Below are 14,514 nucleotides of genomic sequence, written 5' to 3'. Positions count from 1 at the left end.
GTATACGTTGTTATAGTGCAAAATGATTTGTAACTACATATTTCTTAATTGAATTTTTATCGCTTTATATATCCAATTCACAGGAGTTATAGAATGAGACAAAAACTACTAATATTCATGCTATTATTTGTACTAGCAGTGATAGGACATAGCTATATTATTTATAGATTTTGGGTGGATGGTATTTTATTTACTGGCCCAAATGATGGTATGGAACAAATGATTCCAATACAAATGTTTTTATATGATAATTGGTCTCAAGGCAATTGGTTCTACGCCACAGATTTCGGATTAGGTGGAGATTTTTTTACTGATTTAGCATATTATTTTTCTACTAATATTTTATTTATTATCAATGTCATTATTATCTCTATTTGCAAACTGTTTATACATATGCCAACTTCTGATGTAATGTTTTGGATGACAAATGCCATAGTGCTGTCTATTGCCAAAGCATTTTTAGCAATGTGCGCAACCTTTTACTATGCTCACTACATATTACGTAATAGACAAGTTGCTATTTTAGTTGCAGCTTTATTTGTCTTATCACCATTATATTTTAGATTCACTGTATATTGGCCATTTTTCAGTGACATTTTTATATTATTACCTTTGCTCTTACTAGCAATAGAAAGGTTTTTACAACATAAAAAAATTGGTTTATTTATCATCGTAGTTGCCATATCTTTGATTAATAACTTTTATTTTGCATATTACCAATGCTTAACTGGTATTATTTATTTGGCATTACGTTTAATTTTTAGACATAAAAATGATATTAAACTTTCTATTAAGCATTTTAGTGTGTTATTCATAGCTGCATTATTAGGTTTAGGTTGTAGCTTATTTTTCTTCTTCCATGGAGTTATGAGTTTTGTAAATAATCGTCGTATCCCATTTAACGGAGAGGTCCCTTTGTTTGAACCGTTAGATAAAAACACTAATTTATTTTATGATAACTACTTAATTGTCGTTATCTTTATTACAATTCAAGCATTATTGGCATTTAAGTTGTATAAACATTTTTATTTTAAATTATTTGCTTTATGTACTCTATTTTGTATAATAGCTGCATTTATCCCTTATATCGATCAAGTATTTAATGGTTTTTCCGCTCCTCAGAAACGGTGGCATTATTTATTAGCATTTAGTAGTGCTATGCTCATTGGAAGTTATGTAAAATATTTTAAGACTTTATCTATCCGGCACTATTGTACGACTTCAGTAATTGCCATAGGCGTCATTTTTACGAGCGCTTGGCTTGTTGACACTGTTGTATCTTGGGTTTATTTCGTACCAATAGTATGTGTTATAGGTTTATTAATTTTGCTATTACAACAACCTAAATACAAAGTAAAACTAACACCACTGTATAGTCTGTCAATTATTATATTATTATTGTTAGTATCTTTTGTTTTTATCAAATACCAAATTTATTTTGCAGACCACCAACAGCGGGCAAACAAAAATTACGTACAAAGTAGTATGTATAATTCACAACAACAGCGTGAACTTGTAAATAAGATGCAAACAACTAAAAACGATGATGAACGTATTGACTGGCGTGTCGATGAACAAGATAACACACCTATGTATCAACACTTTAAAGGTTTAAGTCTATATTCCAGTATTTTTCATCATAATATTTTAGACTTTTATTACGATCATTTAAAAATTAATATGGTTAATGAATCTGTCAGCCGTTATCAATCAACGAATGGTAGACAAAATTTAGCGAGTTTATTATCTGTAAAATATTTAATGCGCAAGGAACATCAATCAAATGTACCGTCATATTTTAAAAAAGTCGAACATCAAGGGCAATATGAAATTTATAAAAACCAATTACCTTTACCAGCTGTCCGTGTCAGTAATAAAATTTATGACGCTCGCAAACTGCATACGCCAATCGCGCGTGAACATGCTATGTTAACAGGAATTGTCTTACCGCATAAAGGTGTAGCTTTACAGCAAAAATCCAAAAATTTATTGAATGATGTAACAATTACAACTGATAATATTCAACAACAGCGTAAAAATAAAATCAAAGTTACTAAAAATTCCGGACAAATAAAACTACATATACCTCAAAAAATAAGAAAGCAGTACGATGATTTTTATATGACAATGAAAATTAAGCGTGGGCTACCTGACAGTAATTTTTCAGTACAACTTAATCAATATCAAAATAATCGTTTATTTAACAATTCGACTTATAAAACCGGCGTATACACACAGCTTTACAGAACCCAACCAGATAGTGACGGTAATATTTCAATTGATATAAGTCCATATGGAACGTATCAATTCCAATTACTTCAATTACATGGAGAAAATTACGATACACTCAAGCAAGCGACAAAACAACAACAATCGCACCATTATCATGATATTAACAACGGGGTAAAAGTTGATTTAGGAAAACATGAGAGCGGTATGGCACAAATTAATATTCCATATCGTCAAGGAATGACAGCTTTCGTGGATGGTAAAAAAGTCACTCCACAAAAAGTAAATTACTTCATGACTGGTGTACCAGTACGTTCAAATAACGACACTATCATTATTAAATATAAACCACCATTTTGGTTTACTATGATAATTATATCTTTAGTTAGTATAGTCATTAGTGTTATTTTCCGATTTATGTTATATAAAAAAAGCACGATCCATAAAAAGAAAAGAGGATAGTTGGCATGTTAAAACAATTATGGACAAATAAAATAACACGTTTGTGTTGTATTATAGCAATGGGGATTTTAGTTGCCTTGTTGCAATTTACACCTTATATTTATCGTTTTCTTACTGAAGGGGTTATTTTTAGCGGTAATGGCGATGGGTTTCGCCAGATGATGCCATTTCAAATGTATCTATATGAGCACTTTACGTCTTTCCAGAGCTTTTATGATCATTCTTTCGGATTAGGTGGCGATTATGTTAAAGACTTATCTTATTACTATGCCACCTCTCCATTTACATATATAAACTTTATTTTTGTATGGTTAGCAACACAATTATTTCATTTAAATCCTAGTGACATTGGATTTTGGCCTGGTAACCAGCTCATCGTTGCATTCGTTAAAACGGTAGTTACTTATACTTTAGCTTTTTATTACTTTAGATCTTTAAACTTAAAATTCAGCACAGTATTTTTAGCTGCCCTACTATATGGCGCGTCAACTATTGTCATTTATTTTAATTTTACCTGGTCATTTTATGGTGATTTACTCATTTTCTTACCGTTGTCTTTATTAGGAATTGAACGTTATTTCAAGCAACGTAAGCTTGGCTTATTCATTTTTGCCATTGCCTTAACGTTATTTTCAAATTTTTATTTTAGTTATTTTCAAGCGGTTGCTTTAAGTTTTTATTTTATTTATCGACTCTGTATTGTACACCCAAACGATATCATAACGCGATGGCAAAAATTTTATACGATAACTATTGCAGTAGTATTAAGTACATTAGTAGCTATTTGGGGATTTTATACGGGAGTATCTTCATTTTTAAATAATGATCGCAAAGCTAATCCTGAATTTGAAATTAATCTTTTTACTGATTTTGCACGCCAAACACATTTCTTTTCCAATGGCTTTTATATTACTGTCACTGCTTTTGCTTTAGTTGCATTATTTGCTTTTAAATTATACAGACATTATTATTATAAAATGTTTGCCATTGCAACTTGGATAATGCTCCTCGGAGCTTTAACACCTTATTTCGATAGTATGTTCAATGGATTTTCAACACCACAACGTAGATGGATTTATTTATTCGCACTAACTACTGCTATTTTAATAGCTTTATTTGTGCAATATATGGCGGAATTAACGTTAAAATCATATATATATGCTTGTATACCAGCTTTATTGATTATAGTAACTATGTCAATCACAGTTACAGCACAGAAAATGAATTGGATGATTGTGTGTATAATCATTATGATTTTTGTTGGGTGCTTGATTTACAATAAGCCACTTATTACTAAAAAATGGGCACTACCTATACTTTTAGCTCTATTTGTAATACAGCAAGCTTTAATTGTTAACGATTACCATTTTAATAACATCAAAAAATATGAAAATACATTTGCTGATTTGGATGATTCTTCCTATCGAAGCAAAGAATTAGCACAAAAAATCGACTCAATTAATAAGTCTTACCCAAATGATCCATTAAACAGAATTGATTACATGTCACAATATGGACTGAATTCTCCGATGATTTATCATTTTAATGGTATAGCTCTATACTCAAGTATTTTTGATGGGGATATTTTAAATTACTACGATAAACAATTACAAATCAATATGCATACAGACAAAAATAGTACTTATCGCTTATTATCAAACCGTGCAAACTTAATGTCGCTATGGAATGTCAAAGATCGTATTCGTCGTCCTAACGACCTTAATATGACTTATGGTTTTAAAAAACATCAACTTATAAAAAATGGTAAAGCTGAATTTATACATTCTAAAAATGAAATCGATTATCCTAGTGCACATATTACTAACAAAGTGTACGACCAATCTGATTTGAAATCACCATTAGATAAAGAACAAGCAATGTTACAAGGTGTTACATTCAATAACGATAAATATGTTAACTCTTCATTTGAAGCTAATGATAATTTGTTATCTAAAGCAGAGCAATCCATGCAAAATGCATATATAAATGATAAAAAGCAACTTGTCGTTACAAAAAATAACGGGGGTGTCGAGTTTAAGCTACCACAGTCTATAGCTAAGCAGTATAAAGATATGTATGTAGAATTAGACATTCAGTTACTCGCACCAAATAAAGAACATTATGTAGGCATTAATGAATATAAACAAACTCGTAATGAATTAGATTATAAATATCGACGCTTGGTTAACCCAGTAACTATGCGAGTTAAAGCTAATGATGTCTTAAAGTTAAAATTAGCTCAAGGTACTTATAAGTATCGCATTAAAGGGATTTATGGCGAAAATTATAATACTTTACGTCGTAGTGCACAATCTCTAAACGAAGTCGATGTTGCACAACGTCGAGATGGTTATACTGTGACGAAACGTAAACAAGATAAAGGATATATCGTATTACCTATGGCCTATCGTGATGGCATGTATGCCAAAAGTAATGGTAAAGAAATCCCTGTCTTAAAGGGTAATGGTATTATGACTGTAATACCTGCTGAAAAGGGTCAAGAAAAATTAACATTACACTATAGACCCCCACATTTTTGGGTATTAATTACCATATCTGGACTGAGCATATTATTGAGTATTGGCTTCACGATATGGGTACGCAAAAAGCAACATTAAACACAAAAAAGACGAGCCTAAATATAGGCTCGTCTTTTTATTCGTCTTATACTGATTAGCGAATTTCAGGAATTCTAGCAGCTTTACCACGTAAGCTACGTAGGTAGTATAATTTAGCACGACGTACTTTACCGCGACGTTTAACTTCAATTTTTTCAATTTTAGGAGTGTGTACAGGGAATGTACGTTCCACGCCTACACCTGAAGAAATTTTACGAACAGTGAAAGTTTCTGACACGCCGCCACCACGACGTTTAATAACTACACCTTCGAATACTTGGATACGTTCGCGATTACCTTCAATAATACGTACGTGAACTTTTAAAGTATCACCTGGACGGAATGAAGGTATATCAGTGCGTAATTGTGACTTAGTTACTGCTTCAATTAATTTGTGATTAGTCATTTTTTTCTCTCCTTCAGCCTATGTTCTTGCCTTGACAAATATATAGCAGCGGACCATAGTGATTTTCGTGCTTTGCACACTTAAATTATGTTAGCACAGACTATTTATTTTTTCAATTGCTTTTTATAAGTTTCTAATATTTTTTGGTCTTCTGTTGTTAACGGATACTGTTCTAATAAATCAGGTCTTTTAACCCAAGTATTAATCAGCTTTTGTTCATGTCTCCATTGCTCTATATGTGCATGGTTGCCTGAGAGCAATACATCTGGCACATCATGTCCTAAATACGATCTTGGACGAGTATACTGTGGAAACTCAAGCAAACCATCTTGAAAAGAATCGTCTTCATGTGATTGTTGATTACCTAATACACCAGGTATTAAACGAACGATAGCATCAGTCATAGTCATGGCGGGCAATTCACCACCTGTTAAAACATAGTCACCAATAGATACTTCATCCGTTACTAGCTGTGTACGGATTCGTTCATCATAACCTTCATAATGACCACAAATGAATACTAAATGTTCTGCTTCACTTAGTTCTTGTGCTAACGCTTGATTAAATGGTTTACCTTGTGGACACATCAAAATGACACGTGTTGCTTCAGTATGTTCAACTGCTTGCATAGCATTAAATACTGGCTCAGGTTTCAATACCATTCCTTGTCCACCACCATAGGGATAATCATCTACTTGGTTGTGTTTATTTTCAGCAAAATCTCTAAAGTTAACAGTATTCGTTTGCAAGACCCCTTTATCTTGTGCTCGCTTCATAATCGAATGATTCAATATTCCATCAAACATTTCCGGAAATAGCGTCAAATAATCAATTTTCATTAATCCAACAATCCTTCCAGTGGTGTTATATGGATTGTACGACCTTCCACGTCTACTTCCTTAACCACATCAGCAATATAAGGTATTAGATATTCTTTATCTCCTTTTACAACCCATACGTCATTTGCACCTGTCTCAAAAATTTCGATAACTCTACCTATCGGGGTATCTTCATCATCAAAGACAGTACAGCCAATAATATCTGAATAATAAAACTCATTTTCAGCTAACTCAATTTCCTCATGATCGCGTTCTTGCAATAATACTTGCCCTTTCAAATGCTCAATATCATTGATATTATTAATACCTTCAAATGTAAGCATATGTAGGCCCTTATGCATACGATGTGATGCTACAGTTAACATTACTGGTTCTTTGTGTGTTTGTTCTATCGTTAACACTTCGCCTGGTTGAAAACGTGTATCTGTAAAATCTGAATTTGATTTTACTTTTACTTCACCTTTAATGCCATGTGTATTGACGATTTTACCTACTTCAACTTTCATATATGTTCCTCCGAAATAAAATACTCATCTTCAAACTTTTATTAATCACGTAAATTATAACATGCTATAGTCTCTGTTTATATATTTTGTTACAGTTGCCTATGAGTAAATTCAACTTTAGCCTATAAAAAAAGAGTACCCTATATGGTACTCTTAAATATCACACTTTATAATCAACGATTATTTTTGCTCGTCGAATTTTTTCATGATACCTTCTTTAGATAAGATATTACGTACAGTATCTGTTGGTTTAGCACCATCATTTAACCATTTTAATGCTAATGCTTCGTCAATTTTAACTTCTGGAGCATTTACATTATTTGGATTATAAGTACCTACTTGTTCGATGATACGACCGTCACGTGGTGAACGTGCGTCTGCTACTACTATACGATAAAATGGGTTTCTTTTTGAACCTAAACGTGTTAAACGTAATTTAACTGCCATTGTTTGATTCTCTCCTTTGATTTCTATAATTTATTTTCTACAAGAAATAATATTACCAGTTAATAGTTAAGTTGTAAAGAGTTTTCTCTTTACTATTTAAAAGAAAATAATATTTGTGCTATTGAGCTAAAATAATGAGTCCGAGACATCATTTATTACATAAAGTCGATATAATATTATATTGCGATTTTGTATATACAATACCATCAAGACAAAACCAAGTTATAGTTCAACTTTTGTTTGTTTTGAAGATCCTAATTTTTGCATAATAAAATACATATTGTACTGATTTTGTAACGTGCTGACGCCCAGGGGAATAGTATGTGTGAGAGACTACAGGCTCGAACCATACCCCTAGGCAAGCACGCACGGTCAAAATCGTAAAGCTTTAAATATCAAAAAGACGAATCCATATTAAGGATTCGTCTTCTTATTTTGACAATGGGATTTATGTCCCAGTCACATCGTTTAAAATGGTAAATTCATACCTTTTAACATGTTTTCCATTTGATTTTTCTTACCTTTTTTACCTTTACCGCCAGAAAATTGTTTCATCATTTTCTTCATTTCATTGAATTGTTTCATAAGACGATTCACTTCTTGTAAAGAACGTCCAGAACCTTTAGCAATACGTTTTTTACGCGACACATTTAAAGTATTAGGATCATTTCGCTCATTTGGTGTCATAGATTGAATAATAGCTTTAATATGATCGATTTGCTTTTCGCTCATATTTAAATTATCCAATCCTTTCATTTTATTCATACCAGGAATCATTTTCATAATATCATCAAGTGGTCCTAAGCTTTTCACTTGGTCTAATTGTTCTAAAAAGTCATCTAGTGTAAACGAAGAACTTCGCATTTTTTGCTCTAAGTCTTTCGCTTTATCTTGGTCGACATCTTGTTGAGCTTTTTCAATTAAGCTTAAAACATCACCCATACCTAAAATACGAGAAGCCATTCTTTCTGGGTGGAATGGTTCTAAGCCATCTAATTTTTCACTCATACCAACAAATTTGATAGGCTTTTGCGTTACCGAGCGGATTGATAATGCTGCACCACCACGTGTATCACCATCTAATTTTGTTAATGTAACTCCTGAAACTTCCAATTGCTCATCAAATGATTGTGCAACATTGACAGCATCTTGCCCAGTCATAGCATCGACAACCAACATGATTTCATTTGGTTTCGCAATTGTTTTAACATCTTGTAATTCATCCATTAAAGCTTCATCAATATGCAATCTACCTGCTGTATCAATGATTACGAAATCTAAATGTTCTTCTTTAGCATGTTGTAAGGCATTTTCCACAATTTCTTGAGGCTTTACTTGATCGCCTTCGCTATAGACTGGTACATCTAGTTGCTTACCTACTGTTTGCAATTGATCAATTGCTGCAGGTCGATAGATGTCTGCTGCAACTAACATCGGTTTTTTATTATATTTTTTGCGCATAAGTAAAGCTAATTTACCTGCTGTTGTTGTTTTACCTGCACCTTGTAAACCTACCATCATAACTACTGTTGGTGGCTTATTGGCCATTGTAATAGTTGAATTTTCGCCACCCATTAACTGGGTTAATTCATCTTGAACTATTTTAATCACTTGTTGACCAGGTGTTAATGATTTCATTACATCTGATCCTAGTGCTCGATCTGACACTGTTTTGACAAAGTCTTTTACAACTTTAAAGTTAACGTCGGCTTCTAACAATGCGAGTCGAACTTCGCGCATCATCATCTTAATATCGGCTTCTGTTACTTTTCCTTTGCCGCGGATTTTTTGCATCGTATCTTGTAAACGATCGGATAATCCTTCAAACGCCATATCGAATCCCTCCTCTATTCATCAATTTCTTCTAATTGTTTAATATATGATAAAACACGCTCTGCATTATCACTGTGTTGTTTAATTTGGTCATATAAGTCTTTTCGCTTTTCAAAATTACGATAAAGTCCTAATTTAGTTTCATAATCTTCAACTAAATCGCCAGTTCTTCTAATATTATCATAAACAGCTTGTCTACTCACATTAAAAGTATCTGCAATTTCACTTAAAGAATAATCCTCTAAGTAAAACATTTGCAAGTAATTACGCTGTTTTTCAGTTAACAACGCTTGGTAAAAATCAAATAAATAATTCATTCGAATAGTTTTAATTAAATCATTTTGTGTCATGTGATTGACCCTCATCATCGGTAACATCATCAGAAGTATCTTCTGCTGGTAGTTCTTCCACATTTTCTTCAATCATATCTGCGAATAAGCCATAAACATAACTTTCAGGGTTAAACGGTTGTAAGTCATCTAGTTTTTCACCTAATCCGACATATTTAACTGGAATGTGCAACTCATTACGTATAGCTAACACAATACCACCTTTGGCTGTTCCATCTAACTTAGTCAATACTATTCCTGTTACATTAGTTACGTCTTTAAATGATTTTGCTTGAGATAAGGCATTTTGTCCAGTAGTAGCATCCAAACACAATAATACTTCGTGTGGTGCTTCTGGAATAGAACGTCCGATGACTCTTTTTACTTTTTCCAATTCATTCATTAAATTGGATTTATTTTGCAAACGACCAGCTGTATCACAAATTAATATATCTACATCTTTATTTTTAGCAGCGTTAATCGCATCATACATAACTGCCGCAGGGTCAGAACCTTCTGCTTGACTAACGACCTCTACACCAACACGTTCTCCCCATACTTTGAGTTGCTCAATTGCTCCCGCTCTAAAAGTATCTCCAGCAGCAAGCATAACTTTTTTGCCTTCTGCTTGATAACGATGTGCTAGCTTACCAATTGTTGTTGTTTTACCTACACCATTAACACCAACCATTAGAATAACGTTAAGTCTTCCATCTTGTAGATCCATAGCTTCAGATTGATCATCATTTTGATGGTAAATTTCTACTATTTTTTCAACAATTACTTCACGTAAATCTTCTGTTTCTTGGATATTACGTTTTCGTGCTTCATCACGTAACTCATCAACAAGTTCCATTACTGTATTAAAACCAACATCAGCAGTTATGAGCATTTCTTCTAAAGCTTCGAAGAAATCTTCATCAACTTTACGATATCGTGCGATTAAAGTATTTAATTGTTCTTGGAAGTTTTGTCGTGATTTTTCTAAACCAGCTTTAAATTTCGCACCTAAACGTTGAGCTTCGATCTCTTCAAAGTCTTCAATCGATATTAGACCATCTTCATCAAAGTCAGCTTCTTTTAATTTTTTAGGCTTTTTCTTTGTTTCATCAGTTGTTTGTTCTTGAGTATCCAGTGTTTCATCTTGCTGTAGTTCTTGTTCATCAAGTGTTTCGTTTTGTTGTTCCGAACCTGTAAATTTATCTTTTAATCGTTTAAAAAAACTCATAACTGTTCCTCCTTCATGACGTCATCGATCGTATTAAGATTAACGCTTACTAATTTAGACACACCTGATTCTTGCATCGTAACACCATACAAACGATCTGAATATTCCATCGTGCCTTTTCTATGTGTAATTACAATAAACTGTGTTTGATCAGACAGATTTTTTAAATAATTAGCATAGCGAATCACATTTGCCTCATCTAGTGCGGCCTCTACTTCATCAAGTATAACAAATGGTGCTGAACGTACTTTTAATATTGCAAATAATAAAGCAATCGCACTTAGCGCACGCTCTCCACCACTTAGTAAGGATAAATGCTGTAATTTTTTCCCTGGCGGTTGGACTATAATGTCGACACCTGCTGCTAAATAATCATCATCTGTTAATCTTAATTCTGCTTGTCCACCACCGAATAAAGTTTTAAATACTTCCTCAAAATGACCTTGTACTGCATGAAATGTTTCTTTAAAGCGGTCTTTAACTTCTTGATCCATTTCCGTAATAATTTGCTCAAGAGTAGTTTTTGCTTCTCTTAAATCTGTACGTTGTTCATTTAAAAATGTATAACGCTCATTAATTTCTTCAAATTGTTCAATCGCATTTAAATTAACATTGCCCAATTCTTCAATTGACATTTTGGTTAATTTAACTTTTTTACGTAGTGTTTCGATTTCTTCTTCATTATCATATAAGTCTCGTGCACGTTCAAATGTTAATTGATATTGTTCAGATAAATGATCAATTGCGTGATTAATTAATACATCTAGTCGTGATTGTTCAGCTTTGATGTCTTGGTAACGATTTTCGATGGATAAAATATCTCTATTAGCTTCTTCCAATTTAATATCGTTAGCCTCTATTTCTTCATTGATAGTCACACGTTGCGCTTTTACATCATTAAGCTGTTCCGTAAACTGTTCTTTTTCGGCTTTACTTTGTTCTATATTTTTACGTACATTATCAAATGCTTTTTGACCCGTCATATCTTCAGAGTTGAAGAAGGCAATTTGTTCTTCAATTTTTGATTGCTGTTCCGTAGCAGATTGTAACTGCTTGTCGATACGTTCAACAGTTTGGCGTTGCCCTTTAAGTCTTTCTTTGACTACAGCCATATCTGATTGTTTTTGATGCAATTGCTGCTGCATTTGCGTAACACTTTCTTTACCTTCTTTTGATAACTTAGTATAGACTTCGATATCATTTTCTAGTTGTGCTAACGCTTCTGTAATTTCGGCCAAACGTTTTTTCTTATTTTGTAACGTTGCTTTGCTCGTTTCACTTTGATAACCATCATTTTTTTCAAACTCGAATTCTTCGTGTTCATTTTTAATATGCGCTTCACTTTTACGTAATTTATCTAATTCCAATTCATATTCATAAGCAACTTTTTTCACCTCATTATAGTCTTTACTATAAGTAAAATACTGCTCACTCAATTCATCAGATTGTGTTTTCAACGCTTTATATTGTTGTTCAAAAGTAGTGGTTTGTTGTTGATAGTCGGACAGTTGCTGACGTAAAGTTGTTAGCTCATCTTTTTGTGCTAATATACTTTTTGATTTTCTGTCACCGCCACCAGTCATAGAACCACCTGGATTAACAATATCACCTTCTAGCGTCACGATACGTGTACGATATTTAATATCTCGTGCTAATGCGTTCGCATTTTTTAAATCGTCTACAATAATCGTATTGCCTAAAAGGTTTTGAATGACTTTTTCGTATTGTTGGTCGGTGTTAATTGCTTCTGCCGCTACTGACATAAATCCTGTTGCTTGTTGTGCAGTACGATAAATATCTGTAGCAAGGTGTCTTGGTTGTATGACATTAAGTGGTAAAAATGTTGCACGCCCTAATCCTTGTTGCTTTAAGTATTGTATCGCCGCACGACCATCTTTTTCTGAGTTTACGATGACATGTTGCAACGATGCACCTAAAGCTGTTTCTATCGCTTTTGTAAGCTGTGATGGTACTTGAATGACATCAGCTACTGCACCATGAATTCCAGTTAATTTGTCATTTTTTGCTTTTAAAATATGTTTTACACCATTAAAGAAAAAGCTGTATTCTTCTTGTTGAGTAGCTAAACTATCAATTCTAGATTTCAACTTCTCATTGTAACGATAAGCTTGATGTAACTTATCTTCATATTCTTTTTGCTGTGCTTTCGTTTGTGTTAGCTGTTGCTCACACTGCGATAAATCTCGTTCAACTTTTTTCAACTTGCCTTGTGCTTCATCAAAATTTTGTTGTGTTTGTGTAATATCTGCTTGAATTGTTTTCAATTGTTCATAGACATCAAGTAATCTTGAATCAAGACGCGATTGTTTTGTTTCATTTTCTTGAATGGTATGTTCTAAAAACCGTATGTCATTGTTCACATCTGATTGTTCAGAGATGAGCGTATAATATTGGTCTTTAATTTCTTCTAATTTCTCGTCATGTTGCTCATCAGTTACATAAAGTTGGGACTCATATTTGTTAATTTCAGTAGTTAAGTCTTTCTGTTTTGTTACTAAAGTTTGCAACTGATCTTGTGCTTGCGTTTTTTCTTCTTCTAATTGCGCTATTTGATCTGCTAAATTAGCTTGTTCTTCTTCAAATCTTGCATTCGTTGCTGATTGGTTTTTTTGGCGCTCTTCTAATACGTTTAATTGTCCGTTATATTTTTCTACTGCCTCTGTTGCATCGACTAATCGCTGATTTAACGACTCGATAACTTCATCTAATCGGTATCTTTCGCCTTTATTTTTTTCGATAGTACGTGCATGTTGTGATTTTTCAGCTTCTTTAGCCTCTTGTTTACTTTTAAGTTGATTTAATGTTGTATCTAATTCATTAATATTTTGGTTATAACTTTCAATATCGTGTACCGTGACTATTACATCACTTTGTTCCATTTCTTTAGTTAAATGCTTATATTCTTTCGCAATCGCCGCTTCTTCACGTAAAGGTTCTACTCGGCCTTCTAAGTCATATAATATATCTTCTACTCTGTTCAAATTATCTTCAGTTTGATCTAGTTTTTGAACTGACGCGGCTTTACGTTTTTTATATTTGAGCACACCTGCTGACTCTTCTAATATTTGTCTACGGTCAATAGGTTTGGCATTCAAAATTTCATCTACACGACCTTGTGAAATAATACTAAATGCTTCTTTCCCTAAACCAGAGTCTAAAAACAGGTCAATGATATCTTTCAATCTCGCCCTATCATTATTTAAATAATATTCACTTTCTCCGCTCCGATATAAACGACGTGTAACGGTTATTTCATCTTGGTCAACTTGCAATTTACCAGAGTGATTGTCTAGTCTTAATCTTACTTCTGCATAGTTTTGTGCTTTACGATGTTCCGCTCCTGAAAAAATAATATCTTCCATTTTTGCGCCACGTAAAGATTTCGCTGATTGTTCCCCTAATACCCATTTAATTGCATCAGTTATATTACTTTTACCGCTACCATTTGGGCCTACAATCGCTGTTACACCTTCATCAAATTCAACATTTGTATGTTCAGCGAATGACTTAAAACCAAATGCGTCTATCGACTTTAAATATACCATGCTATTCTCCTTAATAAGTCATTTCAATTTCACCTAGTGTTCAGTTGGTTA

Annotated in this window: 10 protein-coding genes; 2 read left to right on the top strand and 8 right to left on the bottom strand. The window is 33.1% G+C overall.

Annotated features, from left to right (window positions below; genetic code table 11):
• The first annotated feature begins 93 nt into the window (after positions 1-93).
• Both KA845_RS09185 and KA845_RS09180 read left to right on the top strand, forming a co-directional pair.
• A complete protein-coding gene (locus KA845_RS09185) occupies positions 94-2,691 on the top strand; it encodes a YfhO family protein (RefSeq protein ID WP_210127990.1) in 2,598 nt (865 codons plus the stop codon).
• A gap of 5 nt (positions 2,692-2,696) precedes the next feature.
• Entirely contained in the window at positions 2,697-5,309 is a 2,613-nt protein-coding gene (locus KA845_RS09180) for a YfhO family protein (protein ID WP_210127988.1), read from the top strand.
• Between the two features lie 55 nt (positions 5,310-5,364).
• Here the strand turns inward: KA845_RS09180 and rplS are convergent, their stop codons facing one another.
• The 8 genes from rplS to smc form a co-directional block, all read right to left on the bottom strand.
• Positions 5,365-5,715: a 50S ribosomal protein L19 gene (gene rplS / locus KA845_RS09175; protein WP_002510969.1), complete on the bottom strand. Its 351-nt coding sequence runs from the start codon at positions 5,713-5,715 to the stop codon at positions 5,365-5,367.
• A 104-nt stretch (positions 5,716-5,819) separates the two neighbouring features.
• Complete coding sequence (gene trmD / locus KA845_RS09170) at positions 5,820-6,554, bottom strand: tRNA (guanosine(37)-N1)-methyltransferase TrmD (protein WP_002510968.1); 735 nt, start codon at positions 6,552-6,554, stop codon at positions 5,820-5,822.
• Entirely contained in the window at positions 6,554-7,060 is a 507-nt protein-coding gene (gene rimM, locus KA845_RS09165; protein ID WP_002510967.1) for a ribosome maturation factor RimM, read from the bottom strand. The genes trmD and rimM overlap by 1 nt, the downstream gene beginning before the upstream one ends.
• A gap of 180 nt (positions 7,061-7,240) precedes the next feature.
• Entirely contained in the window at positions 7,241-7,507 is a 267-nt protein-coding gene (gene rpsP / locus KA845_RS09160) for a 30S ribosomal protein S16 (protein ID WP_002510966.1), read from the bottom strand.
• A gap of 468 nt (positions 7,508-7,975) precedes the next feature.
• A complete protein-coding gene (gene ffh, locus KA845_RS09155) occupies positions 7,976-9,340 on the bottom strand; it encodes a signal recognition particle protein (RefSeq protein ID WP_002510965.1) in 1,365 nt (454 codons plus the stop codon).
• Positions 9,341-9,354: 14 nt separating this feature from the next.
• The gene (locus tag KA845_RS09150) at positions 9,355-9,690 is read right to left on the bottom strand and encodes a putative DNA-binding protein (RefSeq protein ID WP_002510964.1); all 336 of its coding nucleotides are present in this window, start codon (positions 9,688-9,690) and stop codon (positions 9,355-9,357) included.
• On the bottom strand, positions 9,677-10,897 hold the full coding sequence (ftsY, locus tag KA845_RS09145; RefSeq protein WP_002510963.1) for a signal recognition particle-docking protein FtsY: 1,221 nt from the start codon (positions 10,895-10,897) through the stop codon (positions 9,677-9,679). The genes KA845_RS09150 and ftsY overlap by 14 nt, the downstream gene beginning before the upstream one ends.
• Entirely contained in the window at positions 10,894-14,463 is a 3,570-nt protein-coding gene (gene smc / locus KA845_RS09140; RefSeq protein WP_107377644.1) for a chromosome segregation protein SMC, read from the bottom strand. The genes ftsY and smc overlap by 4 nt, the downstream gene beginning before the upstream one ends.
• Between the last annotated feature and the right edge of the window lie 51 nt (positions 14,464-14,514).

This window comes from Staphylococcus sp. GDX8P114P-2 (assembly GCF_017892945.1).
Classification (GTDB): Bacteria; Bacillota; Bacilli; order Staphylococcales; family Staphylococcaceae; genus Staphylococcus; species Staphylococcus arlettae.
The sequence above is the reverse complement of the archived record's forward strand: the minus strand, read 5'-3'. Positions and strand labels throughout refer to the sequence as shown.